The 22404-nt window shown below is 37.3% G+C and carries 10 protein-coding genes; 2 read left to right on the forward strand and 8 right to left on the reverse strand.

Annotated elements, in window-relative coordinates; genetic code table 11:
* Positions 1-9: 9 nt before the first annotated feature.
* The 8 genes from P164_RS06120 to P164_RS06155 all read right to left on the reverse strand — a co-directional run bounded on the left by P164_RS06120 (position 10) and on the right by P164_RS06155 (position 16983).
* Positions 10-1860 carry a metallophosphoesterase family protein gene (locus P164_RS06120; RefSeq protein WP_028375566.1) on the reverse strand — a complete coding sequence of 617 codons (1851 nt, stop codon included), beginning with the start codon at positions 1858-1860 and terminating at the stop codon, positions 10-12.
* A 3-nt stretch (positions 1861-1863) separates the two neighbouring features.
* On the reverse strand, positions 1864-4824 hold the full coding sequence (locus tag P164_RS06125; protein WP_035899372.1) for a glycosyl hydrolase 115 family protein: 2961 nt from the start codon (positions 4822-4824) through the stop codon (positions 1864-1866).
* Between the two features lie 6 nt (positions 4825-4830).
* Entirely contained in the window at positions 4831-5970 is a 1140-nt protein-coding gene (locus tag P164_RS06130; protein ID WP_028375568.1) for an acyltransferase family protein, read from the reverse strand.
* Between the two features lie 5 nt (positions 5971-5975).
* Positions 5976-8213: an alpha-N-acetylglucosaminidase gene (locus P164_RS06135; protein ID WP_028375569.1), complete on the reverse strand. Its 2238-nt coding sequence runs from the start codon at positions 8211-8213 to the stop codon at positions 5976-5978.
* A gap of 23 nt (positions 8214-8236) precedes the next feature.
* On the reverse strand, positions 8237-9799 hold the full coding sequence (locus P164_RS06140) for a glycoside hydrolase family 28 protein (protein ID WP_028375570.1): 1563 nt from the start codon (positions 9797-9799) through the stop codon (positions 8237-8239).
* The gene (locus P164_RS06145; protein ID WP_051621246.1) at positions 9789-12146 is read right to left on the reverse strand and encodes a GH92 family glycosyl hydrolase; all 2358 of its coding nucleotides are present in this window, start codon (positions 12144-12146) and stop codon (positions 9789-9791) included. Before P164_RS06145 ends, P164_RS06140 begins: the two co-directional genes overlap by 11 nt.
* Before the next feature lie 142 nt (positions 12147-12288).
* The gene (locus tag P164_RS06150) at positions 12289-13896 is read right to left on the reverse strand and encodes a RagB/SusD family nutrient uptake outer membrane protein (protein WP_035899373.1); all 1608 of its coding nucleotides are present in this window, start codon (positions 13894-13896) and stop codon (positions 12289-12291) included.
* Positions 13897-13923: 27 nt separating this feature from the next.
* Positions 13924-16983, reverse strand: coding sequence for a SusC/RagA family TonB-linked outer membrane protein (locus tag P164_RS06155; protein ID WP_028375572.1), 3060 nt, complete (start codon positions 16981-16983; stop codon positions 13924-13926).
* A gap of 719 nt (positions 16984-17702) precedes the next feature.
* On the opposite strand from P164_RS06155, the gene P164_RS06160 reads away from it, so the two are divergent.
* Both P164_RS06160 and P164_RS06165 read left to right on the forward strand, forming a co-directional pair.
* Positions 17703-20792, forward strand: coding sequence for a SusC/RagA family TonB-linked outer membrane protein (locus tag P164_RS06160; protein WP_081817346.1), 3090 nt, complete (start codon positions 17703-17705; stop codon positions 20790-20792).
* A 17-nt stretch (positions 20793-20809) separates the two neighbouring features.
* Positions 20810-22399, forward strand: coding sequence for a RagB/SusD family nutrient uptake outer membrane protein (locus tag P164_RS06165; RefSeq protein WP_028375574.1), 1590 nt, complete (start codon positions 20810-20812; stop codon positions 22397-22399).
* The last annotated feature ends 5 nt before the right edge of the window (positions 22400-22404 follow it).

Raw genomic sequence — 22404 nt, forward strand, 5'->3', positions numbered from 1 at the left:
TTAAAAGGCTCAATTGAGATCTTTTATGGTGTTTGAATTTAAATCTATTATAAAATGGGTAGCCGGTAAACCGGTGCTAATTTTACTAAATATTGCTCCCCAGAGTTGAAGTTGGGAATTGTCTGTCTTTTGCAAGTGCTCACAAACCATAAGGTATTCATTAAAACGGGATTTACCAATATCAGAAAGTGCGAGTTTATCGGCATTTTTTAATTTATAAAAATCCTGAATCATATCATAACCGGTCCAGCGTGCCAAATCTTTTTCTGAGATTTTAATAGTGTTTTCAGCTTTGTAAACTTCATATTCCTCTTGCGTTTTAAAAGTCATTTTTAGCAAATCTAAACCCGATTTATTCACCAGTAAATCCTTTAATTCTGCCGACCAATCTTGTTCTAAAAAACGCAAGCCTACCAACTCTTCCAGATGCTTTAAAACAAATTCTTTGTACGTTTTTGCATTAAGAATTTCAGCATTCCAGGCAGCTGTTTCTCCTTTAGTTTCTAAATATTTTTTCTCTAGCGCATAAAGCGGAAACAAATCGTCAAAATCAGGAACCTTATCTAGCGTTACGGTTTCTATTTCGAAGATAGAATTGTCTTTAATTGTCGCAATTTTATAGCCCGGAATATACGCTGCCAGCGACGGAACCTGAATATTAAATAAAGTTCTGGATGCATCTAAATCATATCTTCCTGTATCGTTAATATGCATATGACCTGCAAAATGAAGTTGCACTCCTGCTTCTGCTAAAGCCTTTGACACTTCTTCTGTAGGAACCCGATACAATTGCATTTTGTTTTCACCAAAAAGTTGACCCATCAAATCTGAAGAATCATCGTTAAATTCTACACTGGGAAAATGACTAAAAACGATTAATTGTTTATTTAATACTTTGGCACGTTTTGTAACTGAAGCAATCCAGGATAACAAGTGTTTTTTATGCGTCAACACATTTTTATAACCTGTTCCTGCTCCTTCAAATTCTACAGATTCTCCAGCTTCTTTTTCTACTTTAGATTTAGGGATATATACATTAGCATCTATGGCCAGAAACCAAATATTATCTCCTTTTTCGACCAAATAACTCAAATCGGGTACTTCTAAATCTGTGTTGGGTAAGGTATAATTACGTGCTACAATCCCTTCAGCATTTGAAGCTTTTTGATAGGTGTAGTTTTTATAATTATAGTTTGTAAATGGAGTTTCCCAATAGGTATCCTGAGGTTTTGGGTAAAAACCAAAATCTTTTAATTCATCAAGAATACCTTCATAACCTAATTGCGCAATGTCTTGTGTGATGATAACCGGTAAATCCTCACCAGTCTTATTTTTAAACAAACCTTCTTTACTATAAATAGGCTGCTGCTTCCCTCCTGCTCCCATAAAATCTGCCTTACCAGCATCTGTTATAAAGGGTTTTACAGGATCGTGATTTCCGGTGGTGAGCATAAAATGAATGCCGTATTGAGCTGTATACTCCTCTAAAATTTTCCGTAAGCCGCGTAAGTTAAACTGTTGCCCGTCATCACTAAAATCTCCCGGAAACACCACATATTTTATTCCTCGGGCAACCACATCATCTAATGCAGCAAGAAATGCGAAGTAATTTTCATTAAATAAGCGCGTAGAATGCAACTGCGCCTGCATCGTTCTTAAAATTGTGTTCTTGCTTGTTTTAGGATTTAAAACTCCCGTATAGTTAGAATCTGAAAATTCACCGTAAATATCAGTGAGATGTACATCAGATAAGAATGCTACCTGAACGGGTTTTTGGGTATTTTGTAAGGGTTTACAGGCACAAAAAAGAAAAATGCCAAGCAGTAATCCTAAATGTTTTACGTGCTTATTATTACTCATAAATTAGTTTTTAGTCTCTTCGGGAAATGCATAAGCATCCTTTAATCCACCCAAATCTATCACAATTTGATCAAGCATTACACCGGGATCTACCATATAAACTTTTAGCGAATGTTTACCCGGTTTATTTACAATTTGAGAGACGCTTTGTACGCTTCGGTTTTTGAGTACGTTTTCTTTCCAGGACTCACTGCGACCTTCAGTCTGAAAGTCTATTATTTGCGGTGTCGCACCATCAATCGATACTGCGCAACGCACCCCTTTTCCGGGATAAACAGCGTGTGTAGGTAATGCGCTTACCTTAACGTCAACGGTTCCAAAATTAAACGTATAAAAATCATATTCCAGCACAGGAGCGTTTTTCAGTAGTGCCTCTGGTGTCGTTTCTGAGGCTGCGGTAAATGGTTCTGCACGCATTACGCTATTGCTGTAACCGAGTCGGTTTATGATTTTCCAAGATGCTTCTTTTCCTTTTTGTACTGCGGAAGGATTTTCAGCATTAATCACCACAAAACCTTTATCCTCAACAAAACCGTTAAAATTTTTCAACGCTTCAAACTGCGGATTGAACACCGAAACCCCAACTGTTTTTTCTGAGGTTCCGGTTTTAAAATCTATCTTAGAATTCACTTTATAACTGGGCGGTATCAATTGATGATCGTGGCCTAACGGTGCTTCTTTTTTATTGGTTCCCTTCGGAACCTGATTCCAATTTATGGTAATCCAAACACGCTCTTCCGGATTTTCTAAAGAGAGTTTGCCCGAAGTTGTAGAGAGTTCTATCCACGATTCCGCAGGTGTAGCAGACCAGGTTTGCGGTTCGCTTCCTTTTAAAAATACATCTATATAATATCTGTTTTTTGTATAAGCATTAAAAACCGGTAAAACATCTGCAAATGAATTGGTCGTGTCGTTGTTATATTCCATTTCATAGCCTTCTAAAGCGAGACCTACACCAGATTCTTTAGAGTTTACAAGCGAGACTACTGGTTTTGAAAATACGGGTAGATTACGCGGTGCTTTATTCATAATATGCTGCCATTTGCCGTCTTGTATCGTATCATTAAAATAGCGGGTAAGTCGCTCTATTGCATCATACGATTCACCAGATTTTTGTGCATAGGCTGCTGTACTAGCTCGGCCTTGAGTTGCCACGTGTTTATTTTTATACGCATATAACCACATCTGATTAAGCTGTGCTGCTCCCATTACCGGATAGTAAACCAATTCAAAAAACGCATCTTTTCGATTTGCTGAAATAGTTGGTTTTAATGCTTCCACTTCTTCTATTAAAGTTTGATAGGCATCAATACGTTTGCTTACTTCATCGCCATAATGTATTTGTGTTAACTGCGTCTCACCACTTTTTGTAACCGGCTCTACGGCACTCCACGCCATAAATTCGGGTCTGCGTTGTAAAGCCAACTGGTAATAAGTGTCTAAAACAGCATCAATTTGGGTGGCATTTGCTTTACCAAATTCTCGTGCTGCCCAATCGAATTGATGCTTTGCAACCGCCTCGCTTGTTTCAAATTTTGACATATCCCAGGCCATATCCATAAACAACTCAGTATTGTATTCGTGGGGTTTGATATCTCCGGCGTTTAAAATCCAGATATCTTCTGCCTTGAAGCTATAAGCTTTTGAAAGTTCTTCCCACATTAAAACCGGATGCGTCGAGTTTAACCACAGGTAATCGTGCGGTCTTCCCCAGTATGAAGTGTGGTAATAAATACCCGCCCCACCGCTGCGTTTTTGTTCTTCCAGATTGCTCAATTGGCGTAAGTACCCATAGTTGTCATCGGTCCATACCAGAGTTACATCTTCAGGTAATTTTAAACCGTTTTGATAGTAATGCAGCACCTCTTTATATGGCACAAATGCCTGCGGAACTTGAGCTAAATCCTGCTTGGTTTCTTTTAAAATTTCCCGTTGATCGGTAATTACCTGCTCTAATAATTTTACCTGAGAAGGCGTGTCATCATCTCCTACAATCATTGGCGAATCGTGCTCTCCACGCATTCCTAAAGTATAAATACCTTCATAATCTGCAGTTTCTCTGGCTCGCTTTTTAAACAATTCTTTGATTTCTCCTGCATTGACATCATAGCGGTAATCACCCATCGTATCGTGATCCCATTCAGCATTTATATTGCATAACATGGGTTCTGCGTGCGAACTGCCAACGACTATCGCATAATCATCTGCGACTACTTTATTTTTGGGATAATGGTAAAAAGCTTTGGTACAGGTATGCATAGCCGGCCAAATGGTATTTGCCCGTAAACGCAATAATAATTCAAAAACCTTAGCATAGGTTTTAGGACCGATATCACCCGTTTTTGGCTCAAAATTTAAAGCGGCCCAGCGCTGCAAGCCCCAATCTTCATCCTTTAAAAATATCCCTCTATATTTTACCGAAGGTTCACCATATACTTGAGGCGTTATAGTTAAGCTTAGTTGTTCTTTTTTATCGGGAATAACATCTGCCCACCATTCCCACGGAGAAACGCCTATACGTCTTGAGATTTCCAATAATCCGTATGCTGTTGCACGACGGTCTGATCCTAGAATTACTAAAGCCTGACTAAGATCTTTAGTAGGATTTTCTATTACTTGAATTGAATAAGTTTCCCATTTACCACTCAGCTGTGTAGTATCGATTTTTTTTGCAGCTACGAGATCATTTATAAAAGAACTCGTACCTAAAGTTCCTGCAAGTATAGCCGTTGACGTGTTATTAGTTGTTTTTGTTCCTAATCGCTTTCCGGTGATTTTAAACACGTCATCGTTAAGCATTGCAGCCGCAATATGAACCACCTTTGGTTCGCTTTTATCAATAATTACACTGGTGTTTTCTTTAGAATCTACCAACTTAAATGGTGTCTGCGCAGTGCTATTTGTAATCCCACCTAAAGTAAGGATAATTGCAAAGAACAAATAGATTTGAGGTGAACTCTTCATAAACACTTAAATTTTAATGTAAATTGATTTCTTATCTAAGATATATCCTAAAAACCAGCATAGCAGCATAAATACAAATGCGGTAAGTAGTGCTCCAAAACTACCCGAAGCTAATTTTTGAAAAACTTCCTGACTTACCCAATCAAAAACCGACAATCCCGACGGGGTTTTTATCAGTCCTAAAATCACAAAAAACAACTCTGAAAACAGGTAAATAAACAACGGATTCTTCCCAAAAACTGTAAAAAAATACGTTCCGGTTTTGAGTTGCTTTAATTCAATACTGAAGATTAATAACGCAATTATGCACAGGTCTATTCCCACCGTATAAAGGACAAAAGAGCTGGTCCATAATTTTTTACTTAGCGGAAAACTCCCCTCCCAAATCAATGCCAATGCATAAAGCACAACACCGGCGATTAAAAGCTGTGCAATGGTTTTATAACTTTTACCAGATTTAATTATAAATACACCCGCAAGGTAACCGCCTACTACATTTACTACCGCAGGTAATGTGCTTAAAAGTCCTTCGGGATCAAATGAAATACGGTCTTTTTTATACATATGGCTTTCGCCAAAAATGGTCTGATCAAGCCAGGTAATTCCATTTGTTGCCATCTCTAATTCGTGTCCGTTAGTTCCTAACAAATAAAGCAATGCCCAGTACACCATTAATATTCCACCAGAGATTATAAGAATCCATTTTGTTTTAAAATAGTGAACCAGAATAGCCGTAAAAAAGTAGCACAGCGCAATACGCTGCAACACCCCCATAATTCGGGTTTCTGAGATGAGTTTTAGCTGTAATCCACCGTCTGTACCGTACTCAAAAAATGGAAACCAGTACATTAGATATCCTATTAAAAAAATAATAAGGGAGCGCTTAATTATTTTTTTCCAAAATGCCGCAGAAGTACCATTTTTAAATCTGGGCATCGAGAAACTCATTGCATTACCCATAGCAAATAGAAACGACGGAAAAACCAAATCTGCTAAGGTAAACCCGAACCAGGAAGCATGCGTAAACGCAGTATAAAATTTTGCGCCAGATCCCGGAGTGTTTACTACAATCATTAAACAGATGGTTAATCCCCTAAATACATCAAGAGATAAAAAGCGTTTTGATTGTTTTAATGCAGATGCCATAGCCATTAGTAATCGTACGTTATAGGTTGCATCTTCTCGATTAGCGGCTCTATTTTACTGCGGTATTTATCGTGCAATTCTTTTGCAACTTCTATTGCATTTCCGCTGGCCTCAACAGGAAAAGACTTTTCGGTTGTTACCCAATTCCATTCCCAGGTTTTAATGGCTTCATCAAACTGGTTTTGATCAAAATCGCTCCAGTTGTTTTGCACTTCGGCGAAAAATTGTTCCCAACGAGGTTTGTAAAAATCGGTCATTAAGCCACTCCACTGTCTATTGCTGTATTCATGAAGTCTATTGTCAGCTCCTCCCCATAATGTGATTAAATCGCGTGCATTTTGCTCATAGAGTGCTTTTTCATCTGGTGTTGTTCCCCAACTTCTCGCATCTGCAATCCATGGGCCTAATAAGAAATCTTTTCGCGTAGCTAATAGACGGTCTAAATCATCTATAAGCTCTATAAATTCGCCGGAATACATTTTAAAAGCTTCCTGATCTCCATTTTTATAGGCGTATGAAATTTGCTGCTGCAACGGCAACGCATAATTTGCCAGTACCTGCCGCGTAACATCAACTACATCATATTTAAAACCGTCTGAATGTTCAAACTCTGAAGAAACCTCAACAAATAAATCCCAGGCAGGCAGTAAATCTTCTGCCGAATAATTGAGCTTTGTACGTGCCCATCTGCGATAGCCCTCAAAAGTAGGGCGCGCTACAATAATAGATTCGGCGCCATCGCGTATGGTTTGTCCATTGTAAACCGTTTGCACCAAAATATCCCAGGCCTCAAGCAATTTAAAATTTACAGCCCCATAGCGGTTAAGATTGTAACTTTTCAGCCAGTTATTAAGTTCAATGGGCTCGGTATTCCAGGTATTATCGGTCATCAACTCATATAAAACCGGATTTTGTTCTATAGCTTCCATTGTAAGACCAATGCCTTTCAATTTACCTGAAGTGCTGTCTTGTAAAGCAGCTGCAGGTTGGGTTGCCACAGTTTCAATACGCCCAAACATACTGATGTTTCCACCAAAATTATGCAGCATATTCCAAATCCATTTTTTACCATAAAATGCTTCGGTACGTTTCCACACCGGTTCAATTTCCGTAGCCAAATCGAGAATGATCATGTTATCATCAGGTACCGCATCAAGCAAACCTTTTATTTGCGGAGCTTCCCAAAAATCACGATGACTGTAAAACAACCAGCCCTGCATCACCCACACCGCTTCTTCATCTGCAGAACGCATTCCCTCATACACTTGTTTACTCAAGTTTGATAAATACTCAGGATCGTTAGAAGGTGGTGTATTTTCATTAAAGGTATCTGCAGAATACAGATGGTCTGTACCGTAAATTTTGGTTTGTTCTTCCAGAAAGCGTTTACCGATTTCAGCAAAAAGCGGATCGTCGCAATCGAGAATATAGGTATCTTCAAAATCATTACCCCAATTGGTTTGCTTCAGTTTTGCATTAGGAAAAATACGTTTAAATGATGCCGGAACGTGCCCTGTAAATGCCGGTAAAACCGGAGTCATCCCCAACTCGCGTGCTCGATTAAGAATTTTAATTTGAAGATCGCGGTGGCTCTCTTTCCAGCTTTGTGGTAATGGACCACCCCAGCCGTCCAAATTTCCCATCCAGAACCAGGAGAAATACGACGGACCACTAAAAAAGCCACTCAGATCTTCTTCTGTAAAACCATAGGATTTATATACGTTATCCCAGATAAACTCTTCACCGGTAATGGCAAGCGGCATATTTATACCGTGTAACGCCATCCAGTCTAACTCTTTTTCCCAGCGTTTCCAATCCCACCAACTCATTGAATAATTAAAGGTGCAATAGTTTAAATAATACCGGTATTCGTAAGGTGTTTTTTTAATTATTTTTTCGCTTAGCAGCGGAAGTGTTTCAGGAAAATCAAGATTGGTTCCATTCCAGGTGATTTGCCCATGAACTATATTTTTTATGTAATAATATAATGCCGAAGCTACCGAAACGCCGTTGTTTCCGCGTAAGCGTATTTTATCATTATGCGAGTCAATCTCAAACCAATCTTCTTGAACAGTACTGTCTAATTCTATTATAAATTGATCTGCGTGGTTGGGTAAGGTGCGTTTTAATAACGCATATTCCGGAGTATCTACAGATTCTGTAAGCTCTTTAGTTTGCTGAGAAGTACAACTGCATATAAGCAAGAATACAAGATAACCGGCATATGTATTAAGAAGTCGCATATGTTCAATTTTAGGTTGTGGTATTACTGTTCTATAACAAGAAAATGTTTTTTAATACTATCGGTTACTTCCGGCTTAGGACTTACATTTTTTAATGCAATTTGTTGTGTGAGGTTATATGGTAACTTTATACTTTCTAATTGTAATTGACTTACATCATCAAAAACAAAAGCCGGTCTAAAATCTGTTTTAGCTAGCGCGAAATTGATATTCTTAAGTTTCAGGTTTTTTGCGTGACGCACATACAACCCCCAGGCAGGCAATTCACCAAACATCGAAAACTCAGGATAACCTGCGCGTTCTTCGGGAACTGCCTCAAGCCTACTCAACGGAATATACCCCATTCCTTTTGTAGCATTACCGGGATAGAGAACGGTGATATTCTCAAGCTTTACATTTTCAATTACAGCATCTTCAAGACCTACAATAGACGCAGGAAAAGGATTGTGAAAAAAATCAACTTCGGGCCCGCGTAAATCATAATCTATATCGGGTCTGCCAAAAGGGACCTCAACAAGCATATTTTTTATACTCACATTCTTAACCGAACCCGGTTGCTCACCAGAACGATTTCCTAATCGTATAAACAGCGCATTGCCTGTGTTTTTTGCCGTAATATTAGATATCTGGATATTATCAATTGCTGCACCATCTACCGATTCTAAAGCAATGGCAGAGCGGAACGTGTCATAAACCTGTATGCTGTCTATGGTTACATTTTTAAAACCTCCATAAGAAGCAGAACCAAATTTTATAGCACTGGCGCTTGATCGTATGGTACAGTTTTTAATTAAAATTCCATCATTTGCGTAATCAGGGTAATACGATTTTAGACAGATCCCGTCATCGGCAGTATTTAAATTACAATTGGTAATGCTCACATTTTTGCAATCTGTGATATCAATTCCGTCATTATTCCAATAAGCGCGGTTTACTATTTTAAGATTGTCTAAAATCAAATTTTCGGTCAACTCAAACGAAAGTCCCCAGCAAGCTGCTGCACCCAGAGATAAATCGGTAATGCTTACCTCTTCACATTGTGAAAACCGAATTAATTTGGGACGTTTGGTTTCGTTAGGACGATTACGTCTGTAATTGTATTGGGTATCAATATCAATTCCTGCGTGGTGTAAACTATCTATTGCTAAGGCTAGTTTTAATCCCTGACCATCAACTTTACCTTTACCAGTTATTTTTATATTTTTCGCTTTATGCGCTAAAAGTAAAGCCAGTTGTGAGTTATCATCCTTTTTAGGAAATACCGGTCTTCCCGGCATATCAAGTTTTTTATAATCCTGTGGTGAAGTACTTCCTAATAAAACTCCACCTTCTTCAATTTCTAGATGCACGTTACTTTTAAGAACCAGACTTCCGGTTAAGAACGTTCCTTTAGGAAAAACAACCGTGCCTCCATTTTGTTCAAAAGCCTTATCAATCGCTGCCTGAATGGCGGCTGTATTGAGGGTTTTACCATCTGCAACGGCACCAAAATCTAAAATAGAAAACTCCCGCGTAGCTGTATCCTGAGCAAAAATAATTGCCTGAAAAATTAGTAATACACCTAAAAGTTTGTTTTTAATTTTCATCACTTTTTGCTTTTACTGCTTCGGTTTCTAGTGGTTTGTGTGCTTCGCTCGTCATTTGTAACTTCAATACACCACCAGCGGTGATATTACTGTGTTTTAAGTTTAAATCCTGTAGCGGTTTATCATTAAAATCTGCTTTGTTTATAAAAACGTTGGTCTCCGAATTATTCTGAGCGTCTATAATAAACGTTTTCCCACTATAGTAATCGGGATTGAGATGTATGGTAATTTTATTGAATAGTGGACTTCCTAATTGATATTCAGGATCAGCCTCGGTACCGCCATTCATTTGAAACAATCCCGTTTTCATCAATACTGCTAGACTCCCCATAAGCCCTTGATCTTCGTCCCCGTTATATCCCCTAGCTGGCGATAAATCTGAAAATACACGATCTACCACTTTACGTGACCAATATTGTGAACGCTGTGGAGCACCCAACTTATTAAATACAAATGCGGTTTGTATAGAAGGTTGATTACCATAATTTATAGGAATTCTACTGTATTCCGGATGCAGTTCTGCATCGTGAGAAGTTCCTGAGGTAAAGCCCATTTTTTCGGCTTGTTCAAATTGGGATTCAAGTTTAGCTATTGCTAAATCGTTGCCTCCCATTAGCGCTGCGAGCCCCTCTAATTCATGAGGGACAAACCAGGTTGCCTGTGCAGCATTGGCCTCAACAAAACCGTGCTCATATTGATATGGATCAAAATCTTTATTAAAACTTAAGTCTACACTTCTCGCAGACATCCAGCCGGTTTTTGTATCAAAAACGTTTTTATAATTTTTTGATCTACGTATAAAATAATTGAATTCATCTTTCTTATTTAACTTTTCAGCTAACTGTGCCAGTGTATAATCCTGATATGCGTATTCTAAAGTCTGACTAGAACCATCTTTGTGTATCCCATACTCATCTTCCGGCACTGGAAGTGGATGCGGTACAAAACCATTTTCTATATAATATTCTAAACCACCACCTTTATTTGTGTAATGTTCATAACCTGCTTTGCTCATCGCACCACCGGGCATATGATTTTTTTTAAGCGCTGCATAAATAGTATCTAAATTTTCTGTAACAATGCCCTTTTGAATTGCACTTACAATAAAGGGTGTAGACGATGCTCCGGTCATTACATAGGTGTAATTTCCTCCCGAAGGACCCCGCGGAATGTAGCCGCCATCTTTATAATATTGTAATAATGATGAAGTAAACTCATCCATTATCTCTGGGTAAACAAGTCCCCAAAGTGTATTTATCGTCCATTGTGCACCCCAAAAGGAATCTGAATTGTAATGATTAAACAAGGGTTTTCCTGCATCATCAAGGGGTAACTGTCCTATTCTAAACTCTGTTCCTGTATTATCAGGATAATTACCGTTAAAATCGCTTATAGTACGTCTCCCCTGAAGTGCGTGCCATAAATCTGTATAAAAACGTTTCTGTTGTTTTTCACTTCCTCCTTCAATTTCTATTCTTCCCAGCATTGCATTCCACGCTGTTCTTGATTCTGAAACCACTTGATCAAAATCCCAATGAGGCAATTCTTGCTGTATATTATTTTCGGCATTTGCCAAAGAGGTATATGAGATACCTACTTTCATTAATACCTCATCTGAGGTAGTATTAAGTTTTATAAGATAATTTCCTGTCTCTTCATCTTTAATTAGAGAAGTAACCGGGGTGTTTAATTTTATTTTAAAATACGTAGTAAGTGGTTTTGGTCTGCGTGTAGTTGGAGTCATTATAAAACTTCCTGAAAGCTCCTGTTTACCATTTAGTTCAAGCACACCCAATCTGTTTTCACAAGGTCCTAACAGGGTATTGAGATTGAATAAGATTGCCCGTTCCTGATCTTTATTAAACGTATAATTATGAAAACCTACCCGTTTTGTACTGGTTAACTGAGCATTAATACCATAACGCTCTAACACTAACTTATGGTAACCGGGATGAATTATTTCTTTATCGTGATCAAATTTGGAATAAAAATCTGTGAAAATTGTTTTTTGAGATATTGAATCTAAACTTACAGGCATTACCGAAAGACCTGCCATTTGCCACGCGTGTACGTGACTAAAGCTTTTAATCGTATCTGTCTTATATCGATAACCGCTACCCCACGCCCCATTAGTTTGGGTATCTGGACTAAGATTTACCATACCAAAAGGTCTGCTTGCTGAGGAAAAGAAAAACCACCTCGAATTTTCGGTATCTAATAGTGGGTATACCTTATCTACGAGTTCTTCTGAAGTTGTGACTTTGGGTTCTTCTGCTTTACAAGCCAGTATAAGGGTTACTAATACGAGAAGTAATGCTTGGTGAAGTTTAATTTTTTTCACGCTCATATTGATTAGGGCTGAAACGTCATTTTGCAGCAATATAGCTCAAAACGAACCATATTAACCTGGGTATAAAAAATAGATGCAGGCAATTGCTTGCCTGCAATCTATTTAGATACACACAATTTTCGGCAAATTAATTTTATGATTAGTATCCTGGATTTTGAGTGATTAAACCACCTGTATTATCTATTTCAGATTGTGGTATAGGTCTTAATAAATGTTTCTCTTGAAGTGCTTTGTTTAAAGCAGCATGTGGGTTGTTTGCAAGAACCCGTTCAATAAGTCTTCCGGTACGCTTAAGATCCATCCAGCGGTTTACTTCACCTACCAACTCACGGGCGCGCTCGTCAAGTATAAGATCTATTGTAACATCTGATGCAACAAGTGGAGTTGTAATACCTGCTCTAGAGCGTAAAGTATTAAGTCTGGCCGCTGCATCTCCTGCGTTTTCTAATTGAAGGTACGCTTCAGCAGCAAATAAATAAGCTTCACCAGAGCGCATAACTACCATATCACGCTCCCCTTGAGAAGGCTGATCTGGTTGCGTAAATGGAACGCTAGGATCGTCAAATTTTTTAAACATTGGGTAATGAACCGGCGTGGTACCATCATTTTTAAAATAAGTTCCGGGATTGATTACTGCATATTCCTTAGAATCTATCTCTTCCTGAGTCCATACCGTTTTAGGAAAAAATATTGCGGTATCACCAATAGCGATAGGCGCCTCATTTTCGGTAGCGTATAACACGCGTGCATACGTTGCTTGAGCTCGCTCATCTTCTTCAGAAAATAAACTGTAGAAAAACGGTGTAGGCATAGGTCCTAATCCCTTTACAGATCGTGATAAACCTTTGTAATCAAAAAATCTAAATTTGTACAGCATATGTCTTGAGTTACCCCATCCTCGAGAAACTGAATTGCTTCCGAATAGAAAAGAGAAAACAACTTCAGAATTTCTCTGATTTGTAATGCTCACTAAATCGCTAAACGAAGGAACTAACTGGTGTTTGCTGATAACTGTTTCTGCTAAAGCTGCTGCCTGAGTAAAATCTGCATCAGAACCAAAAGATTTATAACCTTTAGTAAGTAATACTTTAGAAGTAAAATGTCTAACAGCATCCTTTGTTAGACGACCGTAAGTATTTACGGTTTCGGGTATTCCTGCCAGAGCATCTTGTAAATCTGTAAGAATCTGAGCATATACATCAGCCTCAGAACTGCGCGCATATTCTGTACTTGAAGTACTTACTTGATTAAGTACTAATGGTACACCTCCGTAGTTTTCTACCAATCTAAAATAAGCGTATGCTCTAAAGAATTTAGCTTCTGCAATACCTTTAGTCTTAACATCATCTGGCACATTTTGAATAATGTCTGCATTATCTATGGCTAGATTTGAAGCTGCAATGATTCTATATTGATTATCCCAATACACATCAATTGCATAATTTAAAGAATTGAAGTTAACATAATCATTAAGATCACTGGTTCCTGTTATAGGAGCATCACGGGTAACGATATCTGTACCTAAATCTTCTAACGCATAATACAAATTAGATGTGTAATAGGTACTGGTCTCTCGGGAACGCTCATAAACAGAAGCGACTAATTGATTAAACGTTTCCGGATCATTATTTGCGTTCTCAATACTTATAGATGTATTATTCTCTTCTTCTAAATAACTGTCGCAACTAGAGCTAAGTGCTCCCAGTGCTAAGAACCCAACAATTAGTTTATAATTTATATAGTTCATTTTATAATATTTTAGATTATTTCGTAATTAAAAAGTAAGGTTGAGCCCGGTCATAAACGTACGGGTCATAAAAGCCGCACCATACTGATCTCTACCTGCACTTTCTGGATCCCAACCATCATATTTTGTAAATACAAACGGGTTTTGAACTGTTGCATAAACGCGTAAGTTTCTAATTTTAATCTTATCAAGCATATTTGCCGGTAAGGTATATCCCAGTGTCATAAAACCTACTTTTACGTAAGACACATCCATATACAGAATGGCATCTCTATATTGACCAGGGTTACCCGGCTGAAACCAATCATTAGTAGGATTTTCTGGAGTCCAGTAATCTGTTTTATAACCATTAAATAAACGAGAAGGCTCATTATCATACCCCCAGGCATAGTTACTGTGGAAAACACTTTTATAGGTATTGCCCTGACTGAAGTTTAATAAGAATGAAAAATCAAAATTCTGATAGTTCATCGTACTCGTGATACCACCGGTCCATTTTGGAGTAACCTGCCCTATCACTTTACGATCTTCACCTGGAGTGATTAGACCATCACCGTTTACATCTGTAACACGTACCTGACCAGGACGCTGGTTAAATGCTGCAGCTTCTTCAACTTCATCTAATTGCCAGATACCAGCATACTCGTAATCATAAACGGCACCTATAGGCTCACCTACTCTATGTATAAGATTTGTACCATTTACGTTAAAAATGATCTCATCTAAATCTCCATATAATTTATCAAGTGTATTTTTATTAGAAGCGAAGTTGAAATTAGTCGTCCATCTAAAATTACCATTATCAATATTAGTAGTGTTTAAAGAAACTTCGATACCTTGATTTGTAGATTCTCCTACGTTATCATAGGTTCCTCCAAAACCGGTTACATTAGGTAATGGAGTGAAGAAAATAATATCTGTGTTTTTTCTTCTATACACATCTACAGAACCAGAAATTCTATTATTTAAAAATCCGAAGTCTACTCCCAGGTTTATTTCTGTAGTACGTTCCCAGGTTAAGTTTTCATTTGCAATACCTGTTAAAAATGCTGTAGAAACCGAAGAGTCTCCTAGGTTAGTAGCGCCAGAACCTAAAAGAGATTGAGATGCAAGAGGCCCTAAGCCACCACCCTGACCATTGTTACCGGTCTGGCCATAACTTAAACGTAATTTTGCATTGGATAAAACTTCTTGATCAGCTAAGAAATCCTCATCAATAACTTGCCAGGCAAATGCTGCAGATGGGAAAAATGCCCATTTATTTTTATCTGAAAGTATTGAAGAACCATCGTATCTACCTGTTAGAGTAAATAAATATTTATCGGCAAGGGTATAATTTACTCTACCTGTATAAGATTCTAAAGTTTGTTTAGAAAAACCACTTCCTAGGTTTCTAATACTTAAACCCGCTCCTAAATTATAGAACGTAAAAGCGTCTGTAGTAAAATTACGTACTTCATTATCATAATTCTCTCTGCGTTCCATAAAACGTGAAACTACCCCTGTAAAGTTTAGGGCGTGTACACCGGTCTCTAAACTGTAGTTTAAAATGTTATCCCAGGCATAGGAGAAATAATTTGAGTTTGAAGTTACCGCCCTACGGTTAGCGGGATTACCACTTGTACTTTTAGTAAATAAACCTCTGTATTCTCCATAACGTTGGTATTTTATATTTGGAGAAAATTTTGACGTGACCGTTAAGTTTTCAATAGGTTCTACTTTTAAAGCTATGTCACCTATATACTGTAAGAATTTTTGCTCACGTGTAATGTTCTGTAGATCAAATAATGGGTTTGTTATTTGAGTTTCTTTATCTATAGGCGTAAACCGAAGGCTACCATCTTCATTATACGGGCTACCGATAGGCTTAAGACGATAGGCACTTCTAAATGCTTCAAGTGTACCTATATTTTGAGTAGCTGTGGTTATATAATTACTTATATTAATATTTAACCAGTCTTTCAAATCACTGTTTAAACTTCCTCTTATATTGTATCTTTTAAAATCTTCACCGGCAAAGTTTCCTTTATCAAGCGTATAAGCCAAACCGGCAGCGTAAGTTGTCTTTTCGGTACCACCACTTAAACTTATGGTGTGATTTGTTTGAAAACCCTTTTCTAAAAGTAAATCAACCCAATCTGTACTAACCCCATCTGCAATATTTTGCAATTCCTGCTCGTCTAAATAATCTGCAATACTTACATCGCCACGTCGCGTATTTAGATCACCATCTGTGCTGTTAAACACCTGTCCTAATGCAACATCTCTCAATAACTCTACATAGCCGGGGCCATCGTATATATCTGGCAAATTATAAGCCTCCTTATACCCCACATAATTGCTATAATCTATTTTTAATTCACCGGTTTTACCACGTTTGGTTTCAATCAAAACTACACCATTACTACCACGAGAACCATAAACCGCTGTTGCAGAGGCATCTTTTAAGATGTCCATTCTACTAATATCTGCCGGGTTTAAGAACGAAATATCATCAACGAAAATCCCATCAACAATAAATAATGGATTTTGCCCGGGATTAAATCCACCATTTGAAGCAGTTTGGTTTGAATTAATCGTACTTGCACCCCGTATACGAATATTAAAACCGCCTCCACCGGGCTTATTATCGGTACGCTGAATAACAACACCAGGCGCCTGACCTTGCAAAGCAGATATTGCGTCTACTTTATTTGCCTGCTCAATGTCTTTAGATCCTACTGAAACTACAGAACCTGTTAAATCTTTACGTTTTACAGTACCGTAACCAATTACTACTACTTCATCAAGTTCTGCACTATTCTCTTCAAGCTTAACATTTATTGTAGCCTGACCTGTATAGGTGCGTTTTGCTGTAGTATATCCTACATAAGTAAATACTAATACATCGTTTGCGTTAACCGAAAGTGAATAATTTCCATCAAAATCGGTAACTGCTCCATTTGATGTTCCTTCTACTACAATATTTACCCCAGGTACGGGCATATTATTAGCATCTGTGACTACCCCTGATACATTTTTTTGTGCCCAGGAACTGGATACAAAACAAAGTGTTAGGATTATTAATGAAAGTCTAAGTTTCTCCATTATTGTTTGTTTGGTTAATAGTTAAATTCTTGTGAAAAAATCACAGAATGAAATTACCCAGACAGCTTGTTCATTAAATGGATATATCACTCAAAAACATAGAGGAATCACTTAAAACTACAACGATGTAAATTTTAGAAACTAATCATTAATCAAACCTTAAATATTTAATATTTAGCTATTTATAAATTTTTATGAATAGAAAATCCTTACTCTTGATGTATTCATCTATATACCTATAGGGTTACCTATACTCTTTAAGTTAATTTATACCGCATAGAATTTCATCAAGAAATAATAATTTTAGTCCTAATCATTTAATGTACATTATAAGAGATCAATAACTTCAATTTTAAAGAACGTGTAATTGATTTTAATTAAGTGAAGAACACTATAGGCTAAACCTAATTTCACAGATATACTTAAATTGAGAATTACAATTCGAATTTAAAATTGAATTTCTGGCATAAGTATATTAGGGGGAAGTCTTGAAAGAACTGCTTAAGAATTGTAGAAAGTTCTTATTGAATATTTTTATCCCTAAAATTTACTAAAATTTAAAAATTGTCATATTCACACTTATTAGCTTAGATTTTAAGTTATATATAATAGATTAAAAAAATACTTTGCAAATTTTTAAAATACTTGTAAAAATATTAAAAGTATTTTATACCTTTATTCCGTATTACATTTTAACTAAATCAATTAATCAAATTCTTATGAAGAAAATCTACTCAAGTTTTCATCACCGATTTGTACTTATTGCTGTAATTCTTTTTTCGGGTGCTTTTATGCAGGCACAGACAAAAATTACAGGAACAGTTACAGACGCTAACAATGCAGAACCCCTACCCGGGGTAAATGTTATAGCCGGAACCGCAGGTGCTATTACAGATTTTGACGGAAAGTATGAAGTAACCGTACCAGCCGGTACAACACAGCTTACTTTTTCTACCTTAGGTTATGCTACGCAAACGATTTCGATAAATGGTAGAAGCGTAATAGACTTAGTTCTAGCTTCAAAATCTGAAGATCTCGATGAGGTAATTGTAGTAGGATATGGTACGGTTAAGAAAAGTGACCTTACCGGCTCTGTCTCTACTATAGACGGGGATGCTTTTAAAGAATTACCAGTAACCTCTGTAGATCAAGCTATTCAGGCAAGAGCTCCAGGTGTACAGGTAACTCAAAGTTCTGGTGCGCCAGGTGGTGGTGTATCTGTACGTATACGTGGTTCTAACTCTATTAATAGTGGTAGTGAACCTTTATATGTTATAGACGGATTTCCTATTTACCCAGATAACAGCGCCTATGGTGCAGGTGGTAACAGGCAGCCTACAAACGTAATGGCTTCTATTAACCCTAATGACATTGAATCTATTGAGGTACTTAAAGATGCTTCTGCAACTTCAATTTATGGTTCTAGAGGTTCTAATGGTGTAGTACTTATTACAACAAAACGTGGTAAAGCAGGAAAAACTAAAATTAGCTACGACGGGTCTTTTTCTACCCAGACAATAAGCAACTCTATAGATGTATTAAATGGTACTCAATTTGCTCAGTACATCAATATTTTAGAGCAAAGCGCTGGTGGTAACCCGGTTTATACCCAGGAACAAATAGATTCCTTTGGAGCAGGTACTAACTGGATTGATGAAGTAACTAGAACTGGAATCATTCAGAATCACCAGTTAACATTTTCCGGAGGTAGTGAAAATAACAGATTTGCACTTACCGGTAACTACCACGATAACAATGGTATTATTAAAGAAACCAATTACAAACGTTACGGTATACGTATAAATGTTGATAACAAGGCACTTAATGATTTTATAGATGTTTCATCTAGCTGGACTTATAACCGTGCAATATCAAATAACGCACCTACAGATGGTGGTGGACCAGGTGGTATTATTATTACTGCTTTAGGACTAGATCCTACAGTACCGGTACGCAATGAAGATGGTTCATATGCCCTAGCGTCATACGATGGTCGTTTTGCAATAAACCCGTTACAAGAATTAGACTTTGTTACAGATCGTGACATTACAAATCGTGTGTTAGGAACAACCAGTCTTACTTTTAATCTTAGCGATTCCTTTAAGTTTAAAACGAGTTTAGGAGCAGATATATTAAACGTATCTCGAACTACGTTTTATCCTTCTGGAAATTCACGTTTAGGTAGAGAAAATTCTGGTGAATTAACACTCGCAAATCGTGATGTAGGTAATATTTTAAATGAAAATATCTTTACCTATACTAAGAAATTTGGTGAAAAACATAATATTGACGCAGTTGCAGGTTACACCTATCAAAAAGAGGTTAACAAATATATGCAGGCGACAACCCGTGGTATTACTGCATCAAATGTTGATCAGGCAACTTTACAAGGCGGTCCAGATGTTTTAACGCCATTTTCAGGTAGAAGAGAATGGTTATTAGAATCTCTTTTAGGTCGTGTAAACTATAACTACGATAGTAAATACTTATTTACTTTTACCTTTAGACGTGATGGTTCTTCTCGTTTTGGAAGCGAAAATAAATGGGCTAATTTTCCTTCTGTAGCATTAGGTTGGAATCTTGCAAATGAATCTTTTTACGAAGAATCTAGCATCGCTAACGTGATGAACAAGTTTAAACTTAGAGGTAGTTTAGGTCTTACCGGAAACTCAGAAATTCCTGTATATAACTCTCTTGCAAACCTTAGTGAGTTTAATTACGTATTTAATGGTGGTAACGCTCTTGGTCTTGCAGACGGAAGATTAGGAAATCCAGATTTAAAGTGGGAATCTACAACGATGAGAAACATAGGTCTTGATGCATCATTCTTTAATGATAAATTAAATTTAACACTTGATTACTTCAGCAATACTACAGAAGATTTATTGCTATTTGTATCTATCCCAAGTAGTTTAGGTTTTGAATCTATCCTAAAAAATTCAGGCTCTTTAGAAAATAAAGGATTTGAAATAGGTTTAGATGGTTATGTGGTAAACACTGAAGATTTTAAATGGAACATCGCAGGTAACATATCATTCCTAAGAAATAAACTTACCAGTCTTGGTGACAGTACTCCATTTTTCTCTCAAACTACAAGTGGTCACTTAGGTGTTGACGGTAGCTGGGTAGAAGCAGGAAATCCTATTGGTGTATGGAGAGGTTATGACTATGTAGGTATTTTTCAATCTGAAGATGAAATCGCTAATAATGCTTCCAGATCTGGTGATAAACCAGGTTACCCAAGATACCGCGATGCTAACGGAGATGGTGAGATTACACCAGACGATTACGTAATAATAGGTGATCCTAATCCAGATTTTACCTGGGGTCTTAACTCTACTTTAAATTATAAGAATTTTGATTTAGGTATCTTCTTTAGAGGCTCACAAGGTTTTGATGTACGTAACTTACAGGCATCAGAATTAGGTGACGGTGTACAACGTATCAATCAGTTAAGCACAATTTTAACAGACTCCTGGACACCTACAAATACAGATGCTTCACGTCCTATAATTGATGCAAGTAGAGATTTTGCAAACTCATACAGAGATTCTGATTACTTTATTGAAGACGGTTCTTTTATACGTTTACAAAACTTATCGTTAGGATATACATTACCTAACTTTAATGAAAATATAAGCAAACTACGTTTCTATGTAAGTGGTCAAAACTTACTTACCATTACTAATTATAGCGGATTTGATCCTGAGGTAAACAACCGCGGTCAAAACAACCTAAATAGAGGTGATGATTATGATGCTTACCCACGCTCAAGTACATTTACAATGGGTGTTAACTTAGAATTTTAATTTAAAATTGCTGAACTATGAAAAACAATTCAAAATTTAAACCTTTAAAATTGCTCTACGCTTTTGTAGTGGCGACAGCTTTGGTTAGCTGTACAGACCTTGAAGAGAATCCAGATTTTACAACTCAGGAAAACTTTTTTCAAACAGCAGATCAGCTTGAACTTGGTGTTAATGCTGTATATGATGGTATAGGTACCGGTAGAGACTGGGAAAATCACTACTACAATAGATTTGTATTTGAATGTTTAGTAGGGTATCAAGTAGGCTATGAAAAAGGCCCACTAGCCTATCAAACCGGAAACGTAGATCCTGCAGATTTCTACATAGGTAGATACTGGAGAATTTCTTATGAAAACATCAATAGAGCAAACACGCTTATTGAAAAAGCAGATGAGCTTAAAGAAGCGGGTGTGCCAGATGTTGCAAAGATAGATCGTGTAAAAGCTGAAGCTTTGTTTCTAAGAGCTTTTTACTACTACAATCTTGTACGTTACTTTGATGATATTCCTGTTAAGACTTCAAGATCTATTGATGATAAAGATTTACCATCTAATGAAAATGGTAAGCGTCTAGCTTTAGACCTAATACAATCAGATTTGATGATGGCTGCAGAAATATTACCAGAATCCTATACTGGCGAAGATTCAGGAAGAGCAACTAAATGGGCAGCGATGGCTTTACTGGTTAAGGCTTATTTACAGGATGAAAAATGGGGTCCTGCTTACACAACCGCTCAGACTATTATTGATGAGTCTGGTATAAGTCTATTTACAGACTTCGCAGATAACTTTGCGGTTGCAACAGAAAACAGCGGAGAACGTATTTTTGAAGCACAAGTTTCTGCTAGTGCAAATCCTAATGAATATCAAAATTACCATGCACACTTTGTACCTAGAGATTTACCTAATGATTTAGGTGGTGTGGGCTGGCATTGGCTTAATAGCACACGAGCTTTTCGTGAGCGCTATGATGTAAATGATAAGCGTATAGCTGGTACTTTTATTAGTGAATATCCTTCAACAAGACCTGCTTTAAATGCAGCCGGTGAGCGCCCAGTTGTAAGATGGAGCAAAGATGCACCTTATAATTTAGGAGTAACTGGTGGTCTTGTTCCTGTAGATGCAGATCCTAATAATCCTGACGAATTAATTTTCTCAAGTGGTTTCTCTGCTAAATACACAGAAATAGGTCTAACTAACCCTTATGCAAATGAGAAAAACATCGTTTATTTGAGATATGCTGATGTTCTTTTAGGTCATTCTGAAGCAGCTAACGAGAGTGGCACAGGCGATCCTTACTACGGAATTAACTTAGTACGTGAGCGTGCAGGTCTTCCATTTTTATCAGGTTTAGGACAGGCAGCGTTGAGAGATGCAATTGTAAACGAGCGTGTACTTGAGTTTGCTATGGAAAATGAAACCTATCCTGAACTTAAGCGTAAAAGTACCTTTGGTGGTGCTCAGGATTACTTAGGAGATTATATTCAAAGTTTTATTGATCAATACAATGTTGATCGTACCTTAAAAGCTAAAGATTACGTTTTACCACTTCCTTTAAATGAAGTTTTGGGTAATCCCAACGTAACTCAAAATCCTCTATATCAGTAATTATT

The organism is Leeuwenhoekiella sp. MAR_2009_132 (assembly GCF_000687915.1).
In the GTDB taxonomy this organism is placed as follows: Bacteria; Bacteroidota; Bacteroidia; order Flavobacteriales; family Flavobacteriaceae; genus Leeuwenhoekiella.